We start from the raw sequence: 26,384 nt of genomic DNA on the forward strand, positions 1-26,384 counted from the left end.
TAAGTGCCGATTTTAAAAAGCGTACTTTAAAGTGTTTTTTAAGACTTAAAAGTGACATTTTTTCACGATTTAGCCTATGGGGTAGTGCCAAAATTTCGGGTAATTGCATAAAACAAAAAAGGCCTGAACGGGGGAGTTCAAGCCTTTTTTTGGATTAATAACTGTAGGTTAAATATTAAAACTTAATGATATTGTAATGTTGGAATTTACTCGGTCTATAGTTGCCGTGTCAATTAGTCCAATGTTGTATAAAGGTGTCACATTGGTGCGTTCGGAACGGTCGTAAGTTAAGTCCAATTTCGTGTTTCCGAAATTATAGCCCAATCCTAAAGAGTAACCGCTTAAGTCGCCAACGGTAACGCCATCGGCATACGGACTTTCTTCAAAACGATAACCGCCTCTAAAACTAAATTGTTTGTGTTTGTACTCGCCACCCAAACGGTAGGTTGAGGCATCGGTTAGTACATTGGCAATACCTTCGTTTAAATCTACATAATCGCCTTCGGGCTTAAACTCAGTTTTGCCGTAATCTTTTCTGGAATAATCAAAACTGATCAATCCTTTTTGTCCAAACACATAAGCCAAACTACCTGTTATTTTTCCTGGTGTTTGTAGTTTGTATCTGGGGTAAACATTTACCACATCTGGGTTGATTACTTGTGTGGCGTTAGATCCGTTGTCGTCACGAACGGTGGCGATGTATTGTGTGGTTTCTTCTTCTATGGTGTACCATGTTGGGGAATCGTAAGTAACCCCCAATCTGAATTCTTGGCTCAGTTTCATGATACCTCCCAATTGAAATGAAAAGCCGCTACCTGTGGTTGATAGGTTGTTTTCAAATTCTACACTATTTAGTACTGAACCAGCATTGGTGTTGTTTTCAAACAATAAAGTCGATTTTTGGTAATCGATGAAATGTGAATTTAAGTTCAGTCCTAAATATAGGTTGTCTTTATATTGTGTTGCTACGTTAAACGTGATTTTTCCGTTGTAACCTGTGGCTATATAGGAATAATCGTGACTGAAATTGCCTGGTGCTACATTGGCAAAATATGTAGTGTTGGCGTCATTGTCTATATCCTCGGGTTCTAAAATAAACGATTCAAAGCCTAAGAAAGCTTGCTGGTGGCCAAAACCGTAAGCCGAACCTATATCTAAATAAGCATCGCTAAGTGACTCACCATCGAAAGCTGAAATTTCATCCAGTCTTAAGCCATCGGCATTAAGGAAAAAGTAACCTGCAATTGAATTTGCAGGTGAAAGTATTTCGTCATTTCCATTTACAAAAACCTCGTCATTAGTGTTCAAACCTCTGGCATTCCAGTGGTCGTCATGATTGCCCGTGCGTTCGTAGGCTACAGCTATAGATACTTTTCGCCACGGTGAATTGTTTCGCGTAGCAAACACAAACGCGGCACCACCTTGGTTAATATCAAAACTAGAGTGGTCTGTTATTACTGAATTTCCAAAATAATTGGTGCTGTTTTCAACATCCATATTCGATCCGGTAAAAGCGGCATGGCTTCTTGTAAATACAGCCGAACTTGCAGGGTTAAGGCTTACGGCACTCATATCGCCACCAAGGGCACCAAAGGCACCACTTAAGGCTCTAAAACGGGCGGTTCCTTGAATGTTATCCTGCGAATATCTTAGTGCGTCGCTTATATCTTGGGCGTAAACTGTAGACATAGATAGCATACCTATGCATAGTAACTTTAACTTTTTCATGTGCGTTTTGTTTCTTTAAAATTTGGGTTGGAATTAGCGTCTTCGTCCTCCGCCACCACCGCTTGATGATCTTGTTCCAGAGCTACTGCTTCTGCTGCTACTTGACGATCTAGAGTAGTTTCCACTGGAATTTGAATTCGAGCTACGGCTAGGTGTGTAGGTAGAGTTTCTTGAATTTGAAGGTGTTCTGTATGTGTTTCCAGAGCTAGAGCTACTACGCGTAGGCTGTCTGTAAACAGTACTAGAACTTCTTCTTGTGGAATATGACGAGTTTCTCGAACTTGAATTTGTTGAAGGCGTTCTGGTAACCGTGCTTCTTCGGGTAACCCCAGTGTTGGTGCTTGTTCCATTGCTGTTATAAGTCCTTCTATTTACAGTTGTTGATGAAGAACTCCGATTAACGCTGCTTCTTCTCGCGGTGTTGTATTTAGACGATGTGCCACGGTTTAAGGAGCTTACGCTGCTTCTTCTGCTGGTATTCGCAGAGCGGTTTGAATAATCTGTAGCGTAGCTGCCTCTTCTGGTAGCGCTGTATGCTGGGCTTCTTCTGTTGTAATATCGGTTGCCATAGAAACCATCATTATAACCATAATACCTTCCGTAACGGTAAGGGTAGCCGTAGTAACCACCGTACCATGGATTGTAGGCCCATCCTCCGTAAAAACCACCGCCATAAAACGGATCATAGTAACCCCAGTTATTCCATCCCCAATTGTTCCAACCCCAATAGTTACCCCAGCGGTTGTATCTCCAGTTGTTCCAACCCCAGCCAAAACCGGCATTCCAGCCCCAGTTGTTCCAGCCGTTATCAATATAATTAATGGTTACATTGTTGCTATCCTGCCCCCATCCGGCATAACCTTCATAGTTGTTGGCAATGGTATCGTTTTCAAAATTGTTGCTCTCGTAAGCATCAATATCGGTGAAAATGGCATCTTCAGAGTTATAGCTGTCGGCCTCAATAGCCTTGGTTTTAAAGTAGTTTTTGTAATAATTACTATTGTTTTGGTTAGGTACTTCAACAACTGCATCTTCGTAAACCGCGTACCTTTCGGTTTCTCCATAAATGCCATCGTCGTTCCCGCCAACATATTGGTACGAACCACATGACACTAAGCCAAATAGAAGCCCGAAAAGTCCCCAGATTGGCATTTTTCTTTTTATGTAGTGGTTAAGTTGCATATCTGTTTAATTTTATTGTTGAACATAACAAAAATAGTTAGTTTTGCTGAACTATTTTTTTATTTAACAAAGTCACAACATTTGTGCCAAAACTAAAATATGAGCAAAAAACTTACCAGTAGAGCAGAAGATTATTCCAAATGGTATAACGAATTGGTTGTAAAAGCCGACTTGGCCGAGAACTCTGCCGTTAGAGGTTGTATGGTTATTAAGCCATACGGCTATGCGATTTGGGAAAAAATGCAGGCGGAATTGGATAGAATGTTTAAGGAAACTGGTCATCAAAATGCTTATTTCCCGTTGTTTGTTCCGAAAAGTTTATTTGAAGCCGAAGAAAAAAATGCTGAAGGTTTTGCCAAGGAATGTGCGGTAGTAACTCACTACCGATTACAGAACGATCCAGATAAACCCGGTAAGTTGCGCGTAGACCCAGAGGCTAGGTTGGAAGAAGAATTGGTGGTGAGGCCAACCAGTGAAGCCATTATTTGGAATACCTATAGAAACTGGATCCAATCGTATAGAGATCTACCTATTTTAGTGAATCAGTGGGCTAATGTGGTGCGCTGGGAAATGCGTACACGTTTATTTTTACGTACCGCCGAATTTTTATGGCAGGAAGGGCATACGGCGCACGAAACTAAGCAGGAAGCTTTGGCTGAAGCGGAACAAATGAACAACGTCTATGCCACTTTCGTTGAAAAGTTTATGGCTATTCCCGTGGTGCAAGGTTTAAAAACAGAAAGCGAGCGTTTTGCGGGAGCAGATGAAACTTATTGTATTGAAGCCTTAATGCAAGATGGTAAAGCGTTACAGGCGGGTACATCGCATTTCTTGGGGCAGAATTTTGCAAAAGCTTTCGATGTGAAGTTTGCCAATAAAGAAGGCAAGCAAGATTACGTTTGGGCAACCTCGTGGGGTGTTTCTACCCGCTTAATGGGCGCCTTAATCATGACGCATAGCGACGATAACGGTTTGGTGCTTCCGCCAAGTTTAGCGCCCAACCAAGTGGTTATTGTTCCTATATATAAGAGTGAAGAAGACTTAAACGCCATTACCGAGGTAGCTAATAGCATCATTAGCGATTTAAGAGCCAAACATATCACGGTTAAATTCGACAACCGAACCACTCATAGGCCTGGGGCGAAGTTTGCACAGCACGAATTGCAAGGCGTGCCTTTGCGAATCGCCATTGGGCCAAAGGATTTGGAGAATGGCACAGTAGAATTGGCTAGACGAGATACCTTAAGCAAAGAAGTGATTGCGTTGGATAATATAAATGACAAAGTAGAAAGTTTGCTTGCTGAAATACAGGAAACCTTGTTCAGTAAGGCGTTAAAGTATAGGGACGAACATATTACAGAGGTAGATACGTTTGAGGAGTTTAAAACCGTTTTGGAAAACAAAACAGGGTTTATTTCGGCGCATTGGGATGGCACTAACGAAACGGAAGACAAAATAAAGGAGCTTACCAAGGCCACCATTAGATGTATTCCTTTGGATGTGAAAGAAGAAGACGGTGTTTGTGTGTATTCAGGAAAGCCTTCAAAACGTAGGGTGTTGTTCGCTAAAGCATACTGATACAGCGGGTTGAAAAACCTAGTGAAAATTTTTTTCGAAAAATTTGAAATAGGTCTTGCAGCATTTAAAAATAGTTGTATTTTTGCATCCGCAATGGAAACATTGTTGTTCATTAAAAAAGTTTAAAAAAAGTGTTGCAGGTTAAATTAAAAGTTTTAAATTTGCGCACTCAAAACAAAATGGCCCGTTCGTCTATCGGCTAGGACGCCAGGTTTTCATCCTGGTAAGAGGGGTTCGATTCCCCTACGGGCTACAATATTTTATAATAAAAAAGCAAAATGGCAAATCATAAGTCAGCATTAAAGAGAATTAGAAGAAACGAAGCAAGACGTGTGGTGAACAAGTATCAGCACAAAACGACTCGTAATGCGATTAAGAAATTACGTGAGTTGACTGATAAGAAAGAAGCTGAAGCATTGTTTCCTTCTGTGGTTTCTATGTTAGATAAACTAGCAAAGAAAAACATTATTCATGCTAACAAAGCTGCCAACCTTAAATCTGGTTTAGCAAAACACGTTGCTGCCCTTTAATAATTAAGGTTTAAAAAGAATAAAAAGCTTCTCGGAAACGGGAAGCTTTTTTTATTTCTATCTTTTTTTGATTTCTTTACTTAAGCTAAGTCTAGAACAATATTCTTTAGTTCTTTCAAAGAAATAGGCTTTACAATATAATTGCCGTCCATGTTGTATTTTTTTGCCCTTTCAATATCTTCTTCGCTGTTAGAACTGGTTAAGATGTAGATAGTAATTTTTTGTGTTGTTGGGATAGTTTTAAAGGCATCCAAAAATTGCCAGCCATCCCAAACAGGCATATTTAAATCCAGTAAAATGAGTTCGGGAAGACTTTCGCCGTTTACAATAATGGCTTTTAATTTATCGAAAGCATCTTTTCCGTTGTGACATATTAGTACAGATTCAACTACACCAGTTAAATCAAGGAAACGCTTAGTAATGTAAACGTGTGTGGAGTCGTCGTCAATAATACAAGCTAGGTTAATCTTTTTCATTTCTTAAAAATACTTTAAAAGTGGTTCCTTTGTTTATTTCGCTGCTTACTTCAACTTTTCCGCCTAAAGTTTCAATCTGGTTTTTGGTGATGAATAGCCCAATGCCTCGGGCATCTTTGTTTTTATGAAATGTTTTGTACATTCCAAATAGCTTTTTACTGTGCAAGTCGAGGTTGATGCCAACACCGTTATCTATAAATTCAATAATGGTGTATTTCCCATTCTTTAGTGAGTTTATTTCTAAATAGCTGTCACGGTCTTTAGACCGGTACTTTATGGCATTGGTAATAAAGTTAAGCGCAATACTTTCAAGATATGCTTGAATGGCCAAAACTTTGGTGTCTTGATTTATATTGTTGATGATGTTTACCTTGTTTTTTTCTGCCAGTGGTAATATTGAGGTAATTTGTTTGTCTACAATCGGTTTTATTGGGAGTAAAGAGAAATTTTCTTTTGAAGAAAGGTTGATCTTTACAACCTCAGATAAGTGCTCGATGGTTTCATTTAAGTTGTCTGATGATGATTCTAAGAGTTTTACAATTTCGTTTTCAAAATAATCAGGCTCGTCCTCTTTTAAAATAGACAAAAGTGCCGATAGGCCTCCAGAATGCGAGCGCAAATTATGCGATACAATATGTGCAAAGTTTTTTAGTCGTTCGTTTTGGTCTTGGGTGAGATCGATAATTCGCTTTAGCTTTTGTTCCTGTTTTTTTTGCTGGCTGATATCAATTATTTGCGATATAAAATATAGTACATCATTTTTTTCGTCCCTAACAACCGAAACGGCAAGGTGGATAAAAACAAGCTGGCCTTTTTTATGGAAGTAGCGTTTGTCCATCCGGTAATGGTCTCGCTTGCCTTCAATAACTTCGTTCAATAAAGATAAATCTGAATCTAAATCTTCAGGATGTGTGATGTCTTGAAAAGTGAGTTCGTAAAACTCTTCTGCTGTATAGCCAACCATATCACATAAAGTTTGGTTAACTTTTAGCCATTTGCCTTCTTTGTCGAGCAGTGCCATACCTATGGCGGCATTTTCAAAATTCCCTCTGAATGCCTGTTCGCTTTCTTCGAGTTTTAGTTGATATGTTTTAAGGGCGTCTATGTCTTGCATGGTCCCATAAACCCTATTAATTGTATCTTGATGATTTTTTTCAGGAATACCGAGTACTTTAACCCATTTCGTTTTTCCTTGTTGCGTTACAATTTGTAGTTCTTCGTTAAACCCTTCTCCCTTATTTAAGGCATTAAAAACCAAATCGGTTATTCTGTCTTGACTATGCCCTTTTTTATAAAAATTAATTCCTGTTTCAAGATTTGGTTGGTAGTCTGGGTCTACGCCATGTATCTTTTTGGTTACATCACTCCAGATAATGGTTTGGGTACTTACATTCATGTCCCAGAAACCAATATTAGCTTCTTCGTTACAATGCTTAAGTACGTTCTCACTTTGTTTAAGCTGGGTAACATCTTGATGTGACCCTAGCATTCTGGTGGGGACGCCCTCAGCATTTCTAATGGCCAAACCTTTGCATCGTATCCAAATGGTTTGTCCATTCTTATGGGTGTATCTTACCGTTTGGTCATAGGGGTGGTTGGGGTCTTCTAGGTGTTTTTTTACATTATTGGCAGCTAAGGCGAGGTCGTCTTTATTGATAATGTCTTGCCAAGCAGAAGCCTTGTGAGGCATGTCCTTGGGATTGTAGCCTAGTACTTCCCAAAACCTTTCGTTCATCCATTCATTTTCGGGTTTTTCCAAATCCCAATACCACAACCCGTCAAGGGAACTGTTCTGGATGAATTCGAAAATGGCATTGTCGGTTTTTATTAGCTCATAAAGCTCTTTTTGAAGATAGTTCATTTTTAGGTTAGGAAGGGTTGCTATTAATGTTTTTACTAAGATAGGGGCCGAAATAATGTGTTAGTGAGAGAAGGCTAAACAAAATGTCGTGTTTAGTTGCAAATATATATTTTTTGTTGAATATGTTATGCGTGTATAATATTTGGAAACTATATGTGTTCATTCTAATTTTTCGCAGTTTTATTGGTACTGCAAGCTATAATTTCGCTCTAAAATACAAATTTGTTTACATTGTACTAATCTTCTGCGTTAAAAAACACTTTGTAGTAGTGCATTTTCTTTTCTTCGTCGTAGCCACGCTCCAAGTATTCGGTTGAAGCATCCGGTGCGTCAATATCCAGTTTTATTTGTATGTGTGTATCGAGTTTTATGTCGGTTTTAATTTTACGCTTTTCTTTGTTAACAACAGCTTCAGCTACATCAAACTGATTTCTGATTACCAAATTCTGTTCGCCCTCAAATTCCTTTTTAAAGTTGTCGAATTCTTGTTTGTGTTTGTCCTCCTCAAAAATTTCGTCTTTAAAGCGTTCAATGTTTACTACTTCGTTTTCTTTAAAGAAATCGATGGTTTTGGTTAAAAAGGTGTTTTTCTCTTGGGCGCCGTATGTGGTTTTGATGATTTCGGTTGAAAAATCCTTGCACAATTCAATGTACTGCTGGGTGTGGTTGTTGGCATCGTCGGCATATTTGATGTTCAAAAAATGGTTGATCCAATATTGGGTATCGTAGCTATTGTTGTCCACACTAAAAACAATAGGGCCCTCGGTGTCGTTTTGGTTCAAAATGAGACAGCCTTTGTCCACTTTTTTAGAGCTTATTCCTTTTTGAACCAATACATCGTAACTGTTGTTTTCTAAATAGGTTTGAAAAAAGTTGACTTTATTTTCAATTTTAAAAATACCAATAGCATTTGTTGTGATGTCGTTAAACTCGATGCCTTCAAACATCACCACCAAAACGTCGCCGGTTTTTATGTTGGCTGAGTTGGATTGCTCGTAAAGGTGCATCACGATATGTTTCGAAACCTCGATAAAATCGGTGTTGTCTTCATCAAACATTTGTGCGGCGTAGCTGTTAATTTCGTTTAGTGCGATATTGGCATGGTGGTTAAAGCGGTAGCTTTGCACCACACTGCCAAATGGCCGAAGCAAAAACGGAAGCATTAAATCGTAGCTGGCTTCATCAAAATCAACAAGTTTTTCTGAGAAGGCATTTTTTGTGTCGTTGAATTTGTTTCCAACTTTATGAATTATAAATTTTGAAATAGAGGCGTTTTTTCTTGAAATCATCTGCTTTAAATTAGTAGTGCAATAGTACTATTTCAAAAGAAAAAATCCTAAAAAAGAATGCCAAAGCACATAGCTTTGGCATTCAAGATTCGAGGACTTTCGATTTGGTTATCGTTAAATTTTATGAAGGTTTATGTCGTGAAATGAGAGAACCATTAAAAGCATAACGCCTACTGCGCATTTTTTCAATGTTTTTTTGAGTAATGTTTTGATTAATAGCGGTGTTAAATATAGAAATTAGTTTTTTACCGACAAATTACAATAGCTAAAATTTATGATTTCGTTTAAACGCTTTAATTAATTTGATAAAGTAAAACGGAATTGCTTTCGCCTTTTGTGACAAATTCCAAATTTCGGTCTTTATCAATATTGTCTAGTTCAATGGCCGAGTTTCCATAAACAGGGAAGTTAGGGATGGACTCCGACTGGCTATCGAAAAGATATACCTTGTGCGATTGCAAATCGGTGGTAGATACATAAATTTTATCGTAAATGTAAAAGATGCTCGGTGGGGAATAGTTACCAAAATCCAGTTCGGTAGTTCTACTTTTAATGGATAACTTGTTGTCGCTTTGCGTTACCAGTGTTTTGCTGGTGGTTTGCAAAAAGTGGTTTCCTGAAAGTTTTAGGTCGGTACTCGATGCGTTGCCTTTGGTGTCCACCGAAAATAATTTCCCGTTTTCAGTAGTGGTGGTAAACTTATTGTTGTATAAAAATAGAGGCTGGTTGGAGTAATTCGCCTGGTTTTTTGGAGACACGCGCGTTTTTCCGGTGCGGTCTAAAATATAAAGTTTGTCTTTCGTTTTTAAGGTAATGTGATCTTTGCTGCCAATTCTAAAATGTTGCGGTTGCGAAATAATAGTGCCGTTGGCAGATTTAAACGTAAAACCTTTTACAATGTTCCCTTTAACATTGTACATCAACACATTTTTGCCTTGGGTTACCAAAAGCCTGTAGTTTTTTCGTTTGTCGTAATCAAAAACCGAAAGCGGTTGGGTAATCTTATCGTTGAATTTTAACGGAAACGGACCCACTTCTTTTCCGTTTCTGTCTAAAACATACACGCGGTTGGGCGTTGCAAAAATGAGTTGCAGTCGGCCGTTTTTGTAAATGTCAATTTGCTCGATGTTGCCTAATACTGAACCTTGAAGTTGTTTTTTCCAAAGGATTTTTCCGGTGTTGGAAATTAAATACAGATTATTGTTTACATCCTGAACCACAATTTCCTTTTGCCCCGAAATATGGTTTTTTACAAATTGCGGACGGTTTAGAATATCGTTGTCCAATTTAATATTCAATTCTTCGGAAACCGAATGCTCTGCCGCACGGGCTTTGTTTTTGCTAATGATACCATTAACGTGAGCGAAATGTTTGTCGAAAATAAACTGAACTGCCGAAATATTGTCGCTGTTTAAATTGAAATCACTGTCCTCTTTCAAATTTTTCCGAAAAATAGACTTTAGCGCAGAAGCATCACCTACTTGTAAATAAGAAGCCGCCGAACTCAATTTTTCGGTTATGGCATTAAAATATTCCCGTTGGCTTAAAGTAGTTTCGTTTTGATAACTGGCAATAATGTTTTGGAGCGTTTCCAGATTGTTGGCAAACACGAAAAAATAATCCAAAATACAATACATATTGGCATCGGCGTTCGAAATAAATGGAGAAAACACATCGGCGAACACGGTAGGTTGGCTAAAGCTGAAAATATCGACTTCCCGATAGGTGTCCAGTTTATTTTGTTCAGCTAAAAGGGCGTCTTGGGTGGCAATAACGTCGCTGGAATTTAAAACCACAGCCCAGTTTTGCCCTTCGTAAATCACGCCAATTTCAGAAATATTGTTGAAAAGGGTAGCATTTGTCAACGAATCCTTTTTATTGAGTTGGTTTAAATTCTTTTCAAAAGTTTTAAAATTATTAAAGGTAATGCTTGAAAAACCATCAGCATTGCCTGGAGTGATGTGTTGCATTTGGTTTTCTTGAGGTACCGTATTTTTAAAAACATTTATTAAACTTTTGGTGCTATCGGTAGCTTTGGTAATACCGTTAAAGTATATTTCGTTTTGTTCCAATTCCACATCGGCGGCCAAATACTCGGTAAATTTTTCAAATGAAAGCGAATCTTCAATGAAAAATGAATGAATCGGAGTTTTGGAGTTTGCTTTTAAAATAACCGATAGAGTTTTGTCGTTGCCCGTAGTGCTGAAAACTTTTTTGAGTTCACCATTGTTGGTTTTTACATTGAAAACGTCGGTTGTAATCTGCTGTGCCGATGATGCAAAAAACACGCTGTCGATAACCGCACTGTAAAAAGTGTTTTGGTTAATTGTAGATTTGGTGATCTGTCTGTTTTTTATGGTTAAGGTTTCTTCAATATAATTTTTTAATGAATCGGTTTTAAAAAGGTTTTGGTTGAATTTTGTTATTAAGGTGTATTGTAATGAATCATTATTGTCGGAAGAAAAACAAAGCAAAACATCGCCCGTAGGATTGAAATGTGGCAGGTGTTCCAGTTTTTTTTGAAGTTTTAAATAACTGTCCGTTTTATCCAGTTGCTGTAAAAAATGACTGTTTTTTATGCTGCTCTTTAAGCTTTCTAAATTGGAAGTTCTTAAAATTACCGAGGTGTTTTCGGGAACAAAGTCAATAAGTTCGGTTCTTTTTTTTGCTGGATTGCTGCAAGCGAATACCGTAAAAAGTAGAAAGGACAAGCAAATTATTCTCATGGATGCATTAATTTTTACTCGTTATTTGAGGTGGTTTTAATGAACTATTCTTAAAAGGCGTCAAGGTCATGCAAACCTAATATTTTTTTAACGCATTAAAAATATCGGTTTCAACTAAAGTTCTAACTTTAATTGATCGGGCAATAGTTTAAACGATTTGCGGTGGTATTTTGTTATGCCATACTTTTTAATGGCCTCGCGGTGCTGTTTGGTAGGGTAGCCCTTGTTTTTCTTCCAATTGTACATCGGGAATTCTTCGTGAATCATATCCATATAGGCATCGCGGTAAGTTTTTGCCAAAACGGATGCGGCGGCAATACTAATATATTTTCCGTCTCCTTTTATAATGGTTTCAAAAGGGATATCGTTATAAGGTTTAAATTTATTGCCATCAACAATAATAAATTCGGGCTGCGGATTCAGTTTTTCAATAGATTGGTGCATGGCCAAAATTGATGCGTTCAATATATTAATATTGTCTATTTCCTCCTGAAAAATGTGTGCCACGCCAAAACATAAGGCTTCTTGCTCGATAATGGGCTTTAAGTTGAACCTGTTTTTTTCGCTGAGTTGTTTGGAATCGTTAAGCACCACATTTTCAAAATCTTTTGGCAGAATAATGGCTGCTGCAGTAACGGGGCCGGCCAAACAACCACGACCGGCTTCATCGGTGCCGCATTCTAAAGTGAATTTTGAGTGGTGGTTTAACAGCATAGAATAATGTTTTGGTAAAAGTAACATCAATGTTATAAAGCTCCAAATGCTAATTGCTTTTGAATAAAATGAAGGCATTCTGTAATAATGCTGAATATTTTTTTGTTAAACTTTTGTTTTATTAAGATAATATTAAGAAATTGGCTTTAGACTAACTCAAATAATTAATTTATGAAATTAAATTACACTGGGTTGATGGTGCTTTTCCTGACACTTTCAATCCAATTTTCTTTTGCACAGAAGAAGCAAATTACCGGTTCTGTGTTAGATGCCAACGGCATGCCCCTCCCAGGAGTAACGATTGTTGTGGAAGGGGCCAATACGGGAGCTACTTCAAATTTTGATGGCGAATACCAAATTACGGGAGCCATTGGCGATGTTTTAAGGTTTAGCTATGTAGGTATGGAAACCCAGCGTGTTACCTTGGGGGAAAGCGAGGAGGTTAACGTTACCATGGTAGAAGACGTTGAAAGTTTAGATGCCGTGGTAGTAACGGGTTATCAAAACGTGAGGCGCGAACTTTTTACAGGGGCATCGCAAACCATTAAGGCTGCCGATGTAAAACTAGATGGTGTTGCTGATGTGTCGCGGGCACTTGAAGGTAGGGCTGCCGGGGTAAGCGTGCAAAACGTTACCGGAACCTTTGGTGCTGCACCGAGGATTACCATCCGTGGATCGTCGTCTATACTAGGAGATACTAAACCTATTTGGATTATTGATGGTGTTATTCAAGAAGAAATTGTAAATCTTTCGGTTTCCGATTTGGTTTCTGGTGATGCCAATACCTTACTAAGTTCGGCAGTGGCGGGCTTAAATGCTTCAGATATTGAAAGTTTTGAAATTCTAAAAGATGCTTCGGCTACAGCATTGTATGGGGCGAGGGCACTTAACGGGGTTGTGGTTATCACCACTAAAACTGGTAAGAAGAACCAAAAACCAACTTTTAATTATTCTGCGGAATATGCCGTTAGGGACATACCAAGATACGGTAATTACGATTTACTCAACTCGCAAGAAACCGTTTCAGTTTACAGAGAAATGGAGTCTAAGGGCTTTTTGGATATGCCATCATCATTTCAAGGGCGTTACGGCGGTATATACAATATTATGTATCGGGCCATTGATAATTACGACGAAAACACTGGAACCTTCGGACTTGAGAACACGCCTGAAGCACGTGCTCAATTTTTGCAACAGTACGAGTTAGCTAATAGCGATTGGTTTAAAACCTTGTTTAATACAGCGCCAACACAAACGCACACGCTTAGCTTTTCCAGCGGCGGCGAAAATGCTACATCGTATGCTTCGTTAGGCTATTATACAGATGGCGGCTGGAGCGTTGCAGATAGAGTGAGGCGTATTACGGGTAATCTGCGAAATACTTATTATATGGCAGACGACAAACTTAAGGTGACGGTGCAAATGCAAGGGTCTATTAGAAACCAGCTCGCTCCGGGTACATTTGCCCGAGAGGAAGATTTGGTTAGCGGGTCTTACACCCGAGATTTCGATATCAACCCTTTTAGTTACGCAATTAATACGAGTCGTGCTTTGCGCCCAAGAGACAACGACGGAAATTTGGAATATTCCAGATACAATTGGGCGCCTTTCAATATATTGGATGAATTGGATAACAATGGGATAGAACTTAACGTCTCCGATATAAAATTCCAAGGGCAGGGAGAGTACAAAATTAACGAAAACCTTACTTACAATTTCTTGGGGTCGGCCCGGTACGTAACTTCCAATGGAGAGCATTCTATCACAGAAAACTCGAATGTGGCGGCGGCCTATAGATCAAACGAAACCACTATTGTACAGGATGCCAATGTGTTTTTGTTTACCGATCCCGATAAACCAAACTCAAGACCTTATGTCGTGCTGCCGGTTGGGGGAATTTTAAAAACTTCTAAAAACACCTTGGTAACCTACACCTTTAGGAATACCTTAGATTACATAAAACGTTTTAAAGAAGGTGTGCATGGCTTAAGGGTATATGGTGGGCAAGAATTCCGGTACACCGATAGGACTTCAAGTGAAAATACAGGTTATGGATACCAATTTAATAGGGGTGGCACGGTATTTACGCATCCCGATATTTTACGAAAAGCCATTTTAGAAGGCAATCCATATTTTGCCTCTGCAGAAACCAGACAGCGCGAAGTATCGTTTTTTGCCAATGCAACTTACGATTACAACAAAAAGTATGTGCTAAACTTAACGGGAAATTACGAAGGCTCCAACCGGGCAGGAAAATCGTCAGACTCTAGATGGTTGCCTACATATACCATAGGAGGTAAATGGAACGTGCATAGAGAGGACTTTTTAAGTGACTCCGATGTGATTTCAAATTTAGCTTTTAGACCTAGTTACGGACTTGTAGGGCTCTTGGCCGATAACGCCACGAATAACCTTGCTGTTTTTAGAAGCCAAATTACCGACCGTTTTAATAGTAACGACCGTGAAAACTATATCGATATTGAAGACCTTCAAAACTCAGAGTTGACTTGGGAAAAAACACTCGAACTCAACTTGGGGGTGGATCTTGGCCTTTTCAATAATAGGATAACAATGAATTTTGATGCCTACTTTAGAAAAGGAAAAGACCTGATAGATTTAATTAGAACTACCGGTATAGGTGGAGAATCCATTAAATTGGGTAACAATTCTGAAATGACCACAAACGGTGTAGAATTTCAATTGAATACCGTAAATATCAATTCTGAGACATTTCAATGGCGCACAGGATTTAACATTTCGCACTTCAATCAAGAGGTTACTTCACTAAAACAAGAAGCTAATGTATTCGATTTAGTAACTGGAACAGGAAGGGGTAATGCGATAGGCTACCCTAAAGGCTCGCTTTTCTCATTTAATTTTGAAGGACTTAACGAATATGGGTTGCCTACATTTTTAACCGAAGACCCCGATTTTAATCCGGCGAAACCTTATGATTTGATTGACTTTCAAGATACGGACAATGTGTTGGATTACTTAGTTTATGAAGGCGCAACCGAACCAAATATATCAGGAGGACTTTCAAATAACTTTAAGTACAAAAACTGGGATTTGAGTTTCTTCATTTCTTTTTCGGCAGGAAATAAAGTGAGATTGGCGCCTGCCTACAAATCGGAATATACCGATTTGGACGTTTTTCCTCGTGAGTTTGTTAACCGTTGGCTTGTTCCTGGCGACGAAGCCATTACCGATGTGCCGGCAATAGCCTCGTTAAGCGTTTTGCAATCGTTTGGAGATAACGAAGTAGAAAGGGCTTATAATGCATACAATTATTCTACCGCAAGAACAGCTGACGGCGATTTTATAAGAATGAAAAACATATCGCTGGGTTATACGTTCGATACAGCAACAACCAGCCGATTGGGTATTTCTAATTTTAGGTTGAGTTTGCAAAGCACCAACCCCTTCTTGATCTATTCAGATTCTAAGTTAGGAGGGCAAGATCCCGAGTTTTTCAGGTCGGGTGGTGTGGCTTACCCTATTTCGAGGTTGTTTACATTTTCACTTAACATTGGGTTTTAAAAAAGAAAGCATGAAAAATATACAGTTTAAAATAATAAGCGTTTTGATTACAGCATTGCTCGCTTCTTCCTGTAGCGATGTACTGGACGAAACGCCAGATAACAGAATTGAGAATATCGATTCGGCCGATAAAATTGCGGAACTGCTCGTGGGAGCCTATCCAGAAGCAGCCTATGTGAGCTTCCTCGAACCTATGTCTGACAATGCAGGAGACAAAGGGCCCAGTGCAGATACTGGAATTGATTTCGTTACAACCCTAAATCAACGTATGTTTTTTTGGGATGATTTTAATGATGTAGATGAAGACACCCCAACCAATTACTGGAATAGTGCTTACAAAGCTATTGCCCAGGCCAATCAGGCTTTGGTATCGATAGAAGCTTTAGGAGGTGGTACTGAATACGACTATTTAAAAGGGGAAGCACTATTGTGTCGTGCCTATGCCCATTTTATGTTGGTAAGTATATTTTCAAAGTCGTACAACCCTTCAACGGCTGATACCGATATGGGCATTCCTTATATTGTTGAGCCAGAAACCGTTCTGCTGGGAGATTATGAAAGAGGAAGTGTTGCTAGCGTATATCAGAATATTAAAGCAGATATAGAAAACGGTTTGCCCTTAATCGAAAATGAGGGTTACAATGTAGAGGCATTCCATTTTAACACAAAAGCGGCCAATGCATTTGCTTCACGTTTTTATTTGCATACCGGAGAATGGGAAAAAGTGATTACACACAGTAATTTAGCTTTAAATAATGGAGGGGCGTTGGTTTTGCGCGATTGGGAGAACGAATATAGTCCAAGAACGTACAGCGAGCAAACGTTTCGTTATACCTCCTCAACACAAGAACCTGCCAACTTGTTGTTGGTTTCGGCCGAATCTTTGTACAATAGATACCATTTTTCGGCAAGATACCAGTTGAATAGTACACTTGCGGGTCAGCTATTCTTTGGAGGAAATATTTTAGGTAAAGCTTGGTCTTTTGATGTTTACGGGAGTGGTGATTTGTTTTACAATGTTCCCAAGTATCAAGAATACTTTAAGGTTACCAATCAAGCGGCCGGAACAGGTAATGCTTTTGTAACTTTTGTGTTGTTTTCAACAGACGAAGTTTTGCTCAATAGAGCAGAGGCTTATGCCATGTTGGGGCAATTTGAAAGTGCTACGGCCGATATCAATTTGTCGTTATCGGTAAAAACCGCAGGATATAACCCAGAAGAGGATGAGTTGACGGCGGCCGATATTGCACAAATATATCAAGGTTTTCCGGTGTCAGTTTACACGCCGTTTTATCCTATCTCGGAAACTTCACTACCTTTTGTTGCCGCTATCCTAGATATTAAAAGAACTGTTTTTTATAATGACGGCCTTAGGTGGTTCGATGTAAAAAGACATCAAATGGAAGTGAGGCACTCCGATATTTTGGGCAATGTTTATACTTTGACTAAAGACGATAACCGAAGACAATTGCAAATACCAGAGGCGGCGCAGTCGTTTGGTATTACCCCAAACCCAAGATAGAAATGGAAATTTTAAAATATTACAATATGAAAAAAAGTATAACCTTTACAATAACGTTCGCTGTTTTTTTGGTGTTGATGTCGTGCAACACAGGCGAGGAGTCGGTTGGTGAAAGCCAAATTGATACCAATCCGCCTATTTTAAATGATTTGGATATTTGGTTGCGCAGTAATTTTGTTCAACCTTATAATATAGAGATACAATATAAGTGGGATATAAACGATACCGATGTCGATAGGTTTTTGCATCCGCCATATGAATATAGTGTGCAGCCTGTGGCTGAGGCTTTGTTAAAAGCATGGATAGAACCCTATACCCAAGTGGGGGGCAAAGATTTTATAAAGAAAATTGCCCCAAGGCAATTTACCTTTGCAGGAAGTTTTAACTACAACCCCAATAGCCCGACGATTACATTGGGGGTGGCCGAGGCCGGTACTAAAATTACCTTGTTCAATATTGATTATTTAGATTTTACCAATATTAACAGCATTAAGCAGCCCTTAAAAACGGTGCACCACGAATATGGCCATATTCTCAACCAAAACGTGCCGATTGATCCGGCCTATGGCCAAGTAAACCCAGAAAACTATACGGCCCAGTGGTTTAATATAGGAATAACAGAAGCTAATCCTAACCCTACTACAGAAGAACAAAATATGGCAGCTAGAGAACTAGGTTATATCACTGCCTACGGCTCTAGCCAAGAAAGCGAAGATTTTGTTGAAATGGTTTCAGAAATGCTTACCAATTCAAAAGAAGAGTTTGATGCTATGGTCGAAAGTATTCAAAATGAAGAAGCAAAGGCATTTATTAGAATAAAAGAAGCGATGGTTGCCGAATACTTCCAGGTCAATTTCGATATTGATATATATGAGCTTCAGGCTTTAACAGCGGCAGCAACTCAAGAACTTGTAAACTAAAAAAACTATGAAAAATATATATAAATACAGTTGGTTAATCTGTTTTGCATTGTTTTTGGCCATAACGTCTTGTAATAAAGATAATGGCGAAGAACTGTTTTCAGAAAGTCCGGCAGATAGAATAGCCAATCAAAATAGCGAGCTTTTAGAATTATTGCTATCTGAAAACCAAGGCTATAAAGCGGTTTACTTTTCTAAAAATGATGAGTTTGGAGGGTTTACCTATTATATGAACTTTAATGAAGATGGTACGGTGAGGATGACATCTGATTTTGATGACGATACCGATATACAAACTTCATCATACGAAGTGCGTACCGGAACCACTACAGATTTGGTGTTCACCACCCGTAACCACATCCAAAAAGTAAGCAACCCAGACCACCCTGGTTTAATTGGGACAGGTTTCAAAGGTACTTCGGTTTTTCAGTTTTTTGGGTACGAAAATGGAGAGTTAGTGTTTCGGGATGTTCGGAATAAAGGCACGGCGCTGTTAACTTTGATACCAAGTAATTTTTCTAATTTCGAAATAGAGAGTGTGGCCAGTGCCGAAACCTCACTGCAACAACGCCAAAATATATTGCCCACGGTCTCTAGCTCGGTGTTTCAAATATTAAAAATTGAAAACGGAAACGAGGTATCCAACTTCAATTTAAATTACGATGCCTTAAAGCTGCATGCTAAGCCTAGTGTTATTGTTGAAGAAAACGGGGTGAACGCCATAAAGGAATTTAATTTCGGACTGGCTTTTACAGAAAGCGGATTGATAATTAGTCCTGCTCTTGAATTTGGAGGAGAGGTTTACGAGGTGTTTGCTTATAACGAAGCTAACAATAGTTACGTGGCTAATGTAAATGGAACTACGGCCACCATTTTATTCGATTCGGCTCCCGCCATTATTAAAGAGGACGTTAATGCGCTTGGTACTCCGGGGCATCAAGTGTTTGGTTATTTTCCGGTAGATGGAGCAAACCCATTAACCTCACCTGGTTTTGATGCATTGGTAGAAACCTTAAATTCAAACTTGCAAAACGACCCTGCTACCTCAAATTGGAGCTTCTATGGATTTCAATATTATGCGACACCAGATTCCGATGGCAATGTATTGCTTGTTGTGTTTTTACTTAACCCCACCTTGGGAAGGCTGGAACAGGCAGCATATTGGTTTACCCCAGAGATAACAGATAACAAATTGTATTTGAGTTTTACGGGTTTTACAAACGGAACTGGAAACAGTGTATTTAATTCAATGCTGCCTATATTGATATTTTTCAATAGCCAAGAAGGGCTATATTTTACAGATGAAGGCTCTTTTTCGTCTGATTTGTTTAGTTACTCCAACTTGTCATCAACCTTTACTAGTGCCGATCAGCCCAATTTAAGGGTTTATGGTTTGTGGTATAATTAAAGGGTATATTGTAAGGAACTAGCTTTGGGGGTGCCGGTGCACTTTTAAAGAAAACAGATGGGATAAAAAACCTAAATCGCCTTTTATTGAGAGGGTGGTTTAGGTTTTTTTTATGGAATATTTATCCCAATAAATAATTTATCCGCATTTTAGCGTTATCATATTTTGTGTTTACATTTGCAACTTCAAAAGGCATTATAAAAGCCCATAATGGGCATTTAATAAAATAGGGCAATAATAACCGATGTTAAAAATACCAAATCAATGATTTGTAATAATTTTGTAAAGATGAAAGAAGTCTTTTTATTTATCTTTTTATTGTCCGTTATACCAAGTCTTCAAGCGCAAGACAAAGAAGTTAGTAAGCCAGAACAACGGGGTGCAACAGTAAACCAAGATTCGTTAAAACGTTCTTCTAAAGAAAAAGATACGCTTAAAGTAGCAAGTGCCTTAAAAAGAATCACAGGAATTGACGAGGCTACCAACAAAGGGGCTAAAATTCAAGATTATCTTATCATTTCGCATGAAAAGGATACTACCTATGTAGATACTTCGCTCACCATTCAAAAAGATTATAAGTTCAACTATTTAAGGAAAGATAATTTTGGGCTTATTCCATTCTCCAATTTAGGGCAAACGTACAGTAGTTTAACCCGAGATTTTGAGAGTAGCGCACTGATGCCGAAATTTGGTGCACGCGCAAGACATTTCAATTATAAAGAAATAGAAGATACTTACTATTACCGTGTGCCAACACCTTTAACAGAACTGTTTTTTAAAACCGCATTTGAGCAGGGGCAATTGGTCGAGTCGTTTTTTACGGTAAATACCTCGCCAAGGTTCAATTTTTCCATAGCCTACAAAGGGTTGCGTTCCTTGGGGAAGTATCAGCATATATTAACCAGTACGGGTAACTTTAGCTTCACCTCAAATTATCAGTCCAGAAACGGGCGTTATAATGCGCAGGGCCATATTGTAACACAAGATTTAATGAATCAGGAAAATGGTGGATTGGCCGATGGTAGTGTTGAGCCGTTTGAAACTGGCGAACCCGAGTTTTTAGACCGTTCCATTTTAGATGTTAATTTTGAGAATGCCGAAAGCATGCTCAGGGGCAAGCGCTTTTATTTAAACCATAGTTATAATCTTTTTAACTATCGGGGAGAAATAGGAAATACACAGCCTATGGCGGATTCGTTGAATGATTCCATCCAAGTGCTAAAGCCCAGAAGAAAATTCGCAGCAAAGAACAAGCTCGATTTGCGGCATGTTATTTCATTTGAAGACAAATACTTTCAGTTCGATCAAACCACGGCGGCAACTGGCTTTTTCGGGGAGTCATTTAATGCACGAAATCTAAAGGAACGTGCCACCCTCGAAAGTTTTTACAACAAACTGCAGTTGGAATATTACAATCACATATTGGGCGATTTTCAATTTAACATCAGTAGTAGCAACTATAATTACGGGTATAACAGGTTGGTTTTACTCGATGGCCAGTTAATTACCAACCGATTGAAGGGCGATGTGTTTTCCGCAGGCGGAAAATACCAAAAACAATATAAGGGATTTAACCTACAGGGCGAGCTCGGGGTTAATGTATCGGGCGATTTTGAGGGCAACTTCTTTAAGGCGGCGGCCAGTTTTAAACTCAACGACGACATTTCGGCACAGGCCTCACTGAACCACAGTGCGCATGCACCCAATTACAACACATTATTATATCAAAGTAATTACACCAATTACAATTGGCAGAACAATTTTAATAACATAGAAGCCCAACAGCTGGCGTTTCAGGTAAAATTGAAGAATTGGGCTAAAGTCACTTTAGACTTTTCTACCATCAACGACCACGTATATTTCAAACAAGACACTGCGACCATGCAGGTACGGCCGTATCAAAACAACAATACCATAAATTATTTAAGGCTGAAGTTCGAAAACGAAATCAAGTTCGGCAAGTTTGCGCTGGCGAATACCATAATGTATCAAAACGTAAAAGACGATAATAACGTGTTAAACATGCCGGAGTTTAATACCAGAAATACGTTTTACTTTTCAAGTCATGTATTTCAAAAGGCACTATATATGCAAACCGGGGTAACCCTAAATTACTTTACAGAGTATTATATGGATGCATACAGTCCTTTGCTGGCAGAATTTTACACACAAACCGATACCAAATATGGTGGTTTTCCGAGATTGGACTTTTTCTTGAATGCAAAAATCCGTCAAACACGTATCTATTTTAAAGCCGAACACTTCAATTCAGCCTTTACCGGCTACAATTATTATTCGGCACCCAACTATCCGTATCGCGATTTCATCATTCGCTTCGGTGTGGTTTGGAACTTCTTCTTATAACATTTTATTATGTTAAAGGCGTTTCCCTGCGGGCCGGGCTTTCGCCAGTCGCTCCTTTCAGGGAGCTCCCACAATGGCTCAATCCCTAACGCAGGCTGTTCTGTGGTGTTGTTTGCAATCCATAATGGGTGTTAGTTCCCTCAGTCCATCCATTCACTCGATATAAAGAACGTATTATATGCCGTTGGGTTATCTGCGGGGCATTTCGGGCGTTTCCGGCGCGGGCGTCACCACGGGCCCGCGAAAAAACTTCCGCCGTAACTCTTGCACGTTCAGCGCGTTGCGCCCGAAGCCAAAAAAAGCCTAAAAAAAATCGCCGAAAAGTTTGTTTGGAAAAGAAAAAGGGTGGTATATTTGCAGCCGCTAAAAACGGCACATGCCAACAAGCGGAGTTCATAAAAATAACGGTTTTGCCACGCTTTTTCAAGCTTCGAAAAAAAATCGAAAAAAAAAACAAAAAAAAGCTTGCCGGCAACAAAAAACATCGTATGTTTGCAGCCGCTAAAAACAGCAGGTCTGTTGGAAGCGGAAACGTTCACGTAAAGGTTGTTTTTTATCGCCGCAACGGCCGGGAAAATTTTCCGAAAAAAAACCGAAAAAGTTTTGTGGAGTTAAAAAAAGGGTTTTATATTTGCACCCGCTTAACAAGGAAACGAGTTGAGGAAAGAGAAAAGAAGTTCATAGACATATTGAATTGACAGCGTAAGATTCGGACTGGAAACGGTCCGGGTCAGCAGAGAGAATAAACCATTTTTGAGCACCTGGAAATCCTAACTTAGGAACGTTAAGAAACAGGCCGCTAGGCCAAAAGATTTAACGATGAAGAGTTTGATCCTGGCTCAGGATGAACGCTAGCGGCAGGCCTAACACATGCAAGTCGAGGGGCAGCGGGGAAAAGCTTGCTTTTCCGCCGGCGACCGGCGCACGGGTGCGTAACGCGTATGCAATCTGCCTTTTGCTATTGGATAGCCCAGAGAAATTTGGATTAATACAGTATAGTATCGTATTGCCGCATGGTATTTACGATTAAAGGTCACGGCAAAAGATGAGCATGCGTCCTATTAGCTAGATGGAGTGGTAACGGCACCCCATGGCGACGATAGGTAGGGGCCCTGAGAGGGGGATCCCCCACACTGGTACTGAGACACGGACCAGACTCCTACGGGAGGCAGCAGTGAGGAATATTGGACAATGGGCGGAAGCCTGATCCAGCCATGCGCGTGCAGGAAGACTGCCCTATGGGTTGTAAACTGCTTTTATACGGGAAGAAACCGCCCTACGTGTAGGGTTCTGACGGTACCGTAAGAATAAGGATCGGCTAACTCCGTGCCAGCAGCCGCGGTAATACGGAGGATCCAAGCGTTATCCGGAATCATTGGGTTTAAAGGGTCCGTAGGTGGACGATTAAGTCAGAGGTGAAAGTCTGCGGCTCAACCGTAGAATTGCCTTTGATACTGGTTGTCTTGAATCATTGTGAAGTGGTTAGAATATGTAGTGTAGCGGTGAAATGCATAGATATTACATAGAATACCGATTGCGAAGGCAGATCACTAACAATGTATTGACACTGATGGACGAAAGCGTGGGTAGCGAACGGGATTAGATACCCCGGTAGTCCACGCCGTAAACGATGGATACTAGCTGTCCGGACTTCGGTCTGGGTGGCTAAGCGAAAGTGATAAGTATCCCACCTGGGGAGTACGTTCGCAAGAATGAAACTCTCAAAGGAATTGACGGGGGCCCGCACAAGCGGTGGAGCATGTGGTTTAATTCGATGATACGCGAGGAACCTTACCAGGGCTTAAATGTAAGTTGCATAGTTTAGAGATAGACTTTTCTTCGGACCACTTACAAGGTGCTGCATGGTTGTCGTCAGCTCGTGCCGTGAGGTGTCAGGTTAAGTCCTATAACGAGCGCAACCCCTGTGGTTAGTTGCCAGCGAGTCATGTCGGGAACTCTAGCCAGACTGCCGGTGCAAACCGTGAGGAAGGTGGGGATGACGTCAAATCATCACGGCCCTTACGTCCTGGGCTACACACGTGCTACAATGGTAGGGACAGAGAGCAGCCACTTCGCGAGGAGGAGCGAATCTATAAACCCTATCACAGTTCGGATCGGAGTCTGCAACTCGACTCCGTGAAGCTGGAATCGCTAGTAATCGCATATCAGCCATGATGCGGTGAATACGTTCCCGGGCCTTGTACACACCGCCCGTCAAGCCATGGAAGCTGGGAGTGCCTGAAGTCCGTCACCGCAAGGAGCGGCCTAGGGTAAAATCGGTAACTAGGGCTAAGTCGTAACAAGGTAGCCGTACCGGAAGGTGCGGCTGGAACACCTCCTTTCTAGAGAAAGACGTCCTAGGGGAAGTTTCCAAAGCACAGAGATGTTTGTTCTCACTGCTGTCAATTTAAAATATACTAGTTGTTAGTTTCTAGTTGTTAGTTATTCGTATTAACGACCGATAACCGATAACGGGAGACCGATAACCGAAGAGTAACAGTCTCATAGCTCAGCTGGTTAGAGCGCTACACTGATAATGTAGAGGTCGGCAGTTCGAGTCTGCCTGAGACTACAAGCTAAGCTTGATTAGGCAAACGTTTAATTATAGTTTAGAAAAAGTTCATTAAATACTGAAAGGAAATTCTAGGAGCAGAGGATTCTAAATTCGTAATTCTGAATTCACAATTCTGAATTTCAAATGGGGATTAGCTCAGCTCAGCTGGCTAGAGCGCCTGCCTTGCACGCAGGAGGTCATCGGTTCGACTCCGATATTCTCCACAATTTTGATTTTGAATTCAAAATTTTGAATTTAGAATTGAATACAGTTCATTGACATATTGAAAAAAGATACATGAAATTAAAAGTTAAAGAGATTTAACTTTAGCAATAATTCTGGTCGTTTGCATCACTACGAGCGATGTAAATGACCGCAAATCGATTGAGGAGACTCAATTGATTGAACTCATAAAAAAGCAAAAAGTACAATAAGCTAAACAAGGGCGTATGGGGAATGCCTAGGCTCTCAGAGGCGATGAAGGACGTGATAAGCTGCGAAAAGCTGCGGGGATCGGCACATACGATTCGATCCGCAGATATCCGAATGGGGCAACCCAGCATGTTGAAGACATGTTATCCGCAAGGAGGCGAACCCGGGGAACTGAAACATCTAAGTACCCGGAGGAAGAGAAAACAAAAGTGATTCCGTTAGTAGTGGTGGCGAGCGACGCGGATTAGCCCAAACCGGTGCTGTTACGGCAGTGCCGGGGTTGTAGGACTGCAATGTTCGAGTTGTGCTGAACTGGAACGCTCTGGAAAGAGCGACCGTAGAGGGTGATAGTCCCGTACAGGCAAAAATCAACGAGATAGCAGTATCCTGAGTAGCGCGGGGCACGTGAAACCCTGTGTGAATCTGTGGGGACCATCCCATAAGGCTAAATACTCCTGAGAGACCGATAGTGAACCAGTACCGTGAGGGAAAGGTGAAAAGAACCCTGAATAAGGGAGTGAAATAGAACCTGAAACCATACGCCTACAAGCGGTCGGAGCCCCATTGGGGTGACGGCGTGCCTTTTGCATAATGAGCCTACGAGTTACCGTTGCTGGCAAGGTTAAGGCATTAAGTGTCGGATCCGTAGCGAAAGCGAGTCTGAACAGGGCGTGCAGTCAGTAGTGGTAGACGCGAAACCGTGTGATCTACCCATGGGCAGGGTGAAGCTGTGGTAACACACAGTGGAGGCCCGAACCGGTTGACGTTGAAAAGTCTTCGGATGACCTGTGGGTAGGGGTGAAAGGCCAATCAAACTCGGAAATAGCTCGTACTCCCCGAAATGCATTTAGGTGCAGCGTACTGTTAGTTTTATAGAGGTAGAGCTACTGATTGGATGCGGGGGCTTCACCGCCTACCAATTCCTGACAAACTCCGAATGCTATAAAATGTTGCAGTGCAGTGAGGGCATGGGTGCTAAGGTCCATGTCCGAGAGGGAAAGAACCCAGACCATCAGCTAAGGTCCCCAAATGTATGCTAAGTTGAAAAAACGCGGTTGGACTGCTTTGACAGCTAGGATGTTGGCTTGGAAGCAGCCATTCATTTAAAGAGTGCGTAACAGCTCACTAGTCGAGCGGTCCGGCATGGATAATAATCGGGCATAAGCATACTACCGAAGCTATGGACTTGTAAAAGTGGTAGGGGAGCATTGTAGTGCCGCTGAAGGTGCGCTGTGAGGCGTGCTGGAGGAGCTACAAAAGAAAATGTAGGCATAAGTAACGATAATGCGGGCGAGAAACCCGCACTCCGAAAAACCAAGGTTTCCTCAGCTATGCTAATCAGCTGAGGGTTAGTCGGGACCTAAGGCGAACCCGAAAGGGGCAGTCGATGGACAACGGGTTAATATTCCCGTACCCGCTCCCATTAAAAGTGACGGAGGCGTATATTCGGTGCGTGCTGACGGAATAGCACGTTGAAGCGAGCAGTAATGCCGCGATAGTACACTAAGGCTCCGGCCGCGGTGATAATCCGGAGAAGCGACTTCCAAGAAAAGCGAGGGA

The 26,384-nt window shown here is 40.5% G+C and carries 15 protein-coding genes, 3 tRNA genes and 2 rRNA genes (1 of these 20 cut by a window edge); 13 read left to right on the forward strand and 7 right to left on the reverse strand.

Annotation, left to right across the window (positions count from 1 at the left end):
• Positions 1-168 precede the first annotated feature (168 nt).
• Together ABI125_04085 and ABI125_04090 are read right to left on the reverse strand one after the other, a co-directional pair.
• Positions 169-1,728 (reverse strand): outer membrane protein transport protein, encoded by a 1,560-nt coding sequence (locus tag ABI125_04085; GenBank protein XCF07044.1) that lies wholly within the window; start codon positions 1,726-1,728, stop codon positions 169-171.
• A gap of 33 nt (positions 1,729-1,761) precedes the next feature.
• Positions 1,762-2,910, reverse strand: coding sequence for a hypothetical protein (locus ABI125_04090; protein XCF07045.1), 1,149 nt, complete (start codon positions 2,908-2,910; stop codon positions 1,762-1,764).
• A 99-nt stretch (positions 2,911-3,009) separates the two neighbouring features.
• On the opposite strand from ABI125_04090, the gene proS reads away from it, so the two are divergent.
• From proS to rpsT, 3 genes are all read left to right on the forward strand, one after another.
• Positions 3,010-4,488, forward strand: a complete 1,479-nt coding sequence (gene proS, locus ABI125_04095) for a proline--tRNA ligase (GenBank protein XCF07046.1) — start codon at positions 3,010-3,012, stop codon at positions 4,486-4,488.
• A gap of 181 nt (positions 4,489-4,669) precedes the next feature.
• Positions 4,670-4,741: transfer RNA gene (locus ABI125_04100), tRNA-Glu, on the forward strand.
• A gap of 25 nt (positions 4,742-4,766) precedes the next feature.
• A complete protein-coding gene (gene rpsT / locus ABI125_04105) occupies positions 4,767-5,018 on the forward strand; it encodes a 30S ribosomal protein S20 (protein XCF07047.1) in 252 nt (83 codons plus the stop codon).
• Positions 5,019-5,098: 80 nt separating this feature from the next.
• On the opposite strand, the gene ABI125_04110 is transcribed toward rpsT, so the two are convergent.
• The 5 genes from ABI125_04110 to ABI125_04130 form a co-directional block, all read right to left on the reverse strand.
• Positions 5,099-5,494, reverse strand: a complete 396-nt coding sequence (locus tag ABI125_04110) for a response regulator (GenBank protein XCF07048.1) — start codon at positions 5,492-5,494, stop codon at positions 5,099-5,101.
• On the reverse strand, positions 5,481-7,355 hold the full coding sequence (locus ABI125_04115; protein XCF07049.1) for a PAS domain S-box protein: 1,875 nt from the start codon (positions 7,353-7,355) through the stop codon (positions 5,481-5,483). The genes ABI125_04110 and ABI125_04115 overlap by 14 nt, the downstream gene beginning before the upstream one ends.
• 236 nt (positions 7,356-7,591) lie before the next feature.
• Complete coding sequence (locus ABI125_04120; GenBank protein ID XCF07050.1) at positions 7,592-8,644, reverse strand: nucleoid-associated protein; 1,053 nt, start codon at positions 8,642-8,644, stop codon at positions 7,592-7,594.
• A gap of 293 nt (positions 8,645-8,937) precedes the next feature.
• A complete protein-coding gene (locus ABI125_04125) occupies positions 8,938-11,370 on the reverse strand; it encodes a ribonuclease HII (GenBank protein XCF07051.1) in 2,433 nt (810 codons plus the stop codon).
• Between the two features lie 114 nt (positions 11,371-11,484).
• Positions 11,485-12,084 carry a ribonuclease HII gene (locus ABI125_04130; GenBank protein ID XCF07052.1) on the reverse strand — a complete coding sequence of 200 codons (600 nt, stop codon included), beginning with the start codon at positions 12,082-12,084 and terminating at the stop codon, positions 11,485-11,487.
• 171 nt (positions 12,085-12,255) lie between these two features.
• On the opposite strand from ABI125_04130, the gene ABI125_04135 reads away from it, so the two are divergent.
• The 10 genes from ABI125_04135 to ABI125_04180 all read left to right on the forward strand — a co-directional run.
• The gene (locus ABI125_04135; GenBank protein ID XCF07053.1) at positions 12,256-15,624 is read left to right on the forward strand and encodes a SusC/RagA family TonB-linked outer membrane protein; all 3,369 of its coding nucleotides are present in this window, start codon (positions 12,256-12,258) and stop codon (positions 15,622-15,624) included.
• Between the two features lie 10 nt (positions 15,625-15,634).
• Positions 15,635-17,146, forward strand: coding sequence for a RagB/SusD family nutrient uptake outer membrane protein (locus tag ABI125_04140; protein ID XCF07054.1), 1,512 nt, complete (start codon positions 15,635-15,637; stop codon positions 17,144-17,146).
• Positions 17,147-17,172: 26 nt separating this feature from the next.
• Positions 17,173-18,066 (forward strand): substrate import-associated zinc metallohydrolase lipoprotein, encoded by an 894-nt coding sequence (locus tag ABI125_04145; protein ID XCF07055.1) that lies wholly within the window; start codon positions 17,173-17,175, stop codon positions 18,064-18,066.
• A gap of 7 nt (positions 18,067-18,073) precedes the next feature.
• Positions 18,074-19,474, forward strand: a complete 1,401-nt coding sequence (locus tag ABI125_04150; GenBank protein XCF07056.1) for a DUF4302 domain-containing protein — start codon at positions 18,074-18,076, stop codon at positions 19,472-19,474.
• A gap of 264 nt (positions 19,475-19,738) precedes the next feature.
• A complete protein-coding gene (locus tag ABI125_04155; GenBank protein ID XCF07057.1) occupies positions 19,739-21,838 on the forward strand; it encodes a putative porin in 2,100 nt (699 codons plus the stop codon).
• Between the two features lie 329 nt (positions 21,839-22,167).
• Positions 22,168-22,536 (forward strand): hypothetical protein, encoded by a 369-nt coding sequence (locus tag ABI125_04160; GenBank protein ID XCF07058.1) that lies wholly within the window; start codon positions 22,168-22,170, stop codon positions 22,534-22,536.
• A 118-nt stretch (positions 22,537-22,654) separates the two neighbouring features.
• Positions 22,655-24,180 (forward strand): 16S ribosomal RNA (locus ABI125_04165).
• A gap of 156 nt (positions 24,181-24,336) precedes the next feature.
• Positions 24,337-24,410: transfer RNA gene (locus tag ABI125_04170), tRNA-Ile, on the forward strand.
• 128 nt (positions 24,411-24,538) lie between these two features.
• A tRNA-Ala gene (locus tag ABI125_04175) sits at positions 24,539-24,616 on the forward strand.
• A 204-nt stretch (positions 24,617-24,820) separates the two neighbouring features.
• Positions 24,821-26,384 (forward strand): 23S ribosomal RNA (locus ABI125_04180) (it continues 1,257 nt past the right edge of the window).
• Together the 16S and 23S rRNA genes with 2 tRNA genes alongside form the textbook arrangement of a ribosomal RNA operon.

The sequence above is a fragment of the Tamlana crocina genome (genome assembly GCA_040429635.1).
Classification (GTDB): Bacteria; Bacteroidota; Bacteroidia; order Flavobacteriales; family Flavobacteriaceae; genus Flavisericum; species Flavisericum crocinum.

What these genes read in the sequence shown, in the direction of transcription:
- ABI125_04135 (XCF07053.1), top strand. Translation starts at nt 12,256, where the DNA reads ATGAAATTAAATTACACTGGGTTGATGGTGCTTTTCCTGACACTTTCA.
- rpsT (XCF07047.1), top strand. Translation starts at nt 4,767, where the DNA reads ATGGCAAATCATAAGTCAGCATTAAAGAGAATTAGAAGAAACGAAGCA.
- ABI125_04120 (XCF07050.1), bottom strand. Translation starts at nt 8,644, where the DNA reads ATGATTTCAAGAAAAAACGCCTCTATTTCAAAATTTATAATTCATAAA.
- ABI125_04140 (XCF07054.1), top strand. Translation starts at nt 15,635, where the DNA reads ATGAAAAATATACAGTTTAAAATAATAAGCGTTTTGATTACAGCATTG.
- ABI125_04155 (XCF07057.1), top strand. Translation starts at nt 19,739, where the DNA reads ATGATTTGTAATAATTTTGTAAAGATGAAAGAAGTCTTTTTATTTATC.
- ABI125_04090 (XCF07045.1), bottom strand. Translation starts at nt 2,910, where the DNA reads ATGCAACTTAACCACTACATAAAAAGAAAAATGCCAATCTGGGGACTT.
- ABI125_04110 (XCF07048.1), bottom strand. Translation starts at nt 5,494, where the DNA reads ATGAAAAAGATTAACCTAGCTTGTATTATTGACGACGACTCCACACAC.
- ABI125_04150 (XCF07056.1), top strand. Translation starts at nt 18,074, where the DNA reads ATGAAAAATATATATAAATACAGTTGGTTAATCTGTTTTGCATTGTTT.
- ABI125_04145 (XCF07055.1), top strand. Translation starts at nt 17,173, where the DNA reads ATGAAAAAAAGTATAACCTTTACAATAACGTTCGCTGTTTTTTTGGTG.
- proS (XCF07046.1), top strand. Translation starts at nt 3,010, where the DNA reads ATGAGCAAAAAACTTACCAGTAGAGCAGAAGATTATTCCAAATGGTAT.
- ABI125_04115 (XCF07049.1), bottom strand. Translation starts at nt 7,355, where the DNA reads ATGAACTATCTTCAAAAAGAGCTTTATGAGCTAATAAAAACCGACAAT.
- ABI125_04085 (XCF07044.1), bottom strand. Translation starts at nt 1,728, where the DNA reads ATGAAAAAGTTAAAGTTACTATGCATAGGTATGCTATCTATGTCTACA.
- ABI125_04130 (XCF07052.1), bottom strand. Translation starts at nt 12,084, where the DNA reads ATGCTGTTAAACCACCACTCAAAATTCACTTTAGAATGCGGCACCGAT.
- ABI125_04125 (XCF07051.1), bottom strand. Translation starts at nt 11,370, where the DNA reads ATGAGAATAATTTGCTTGTCCTTTCTACTTTTTACGGTATTCGCTTGC.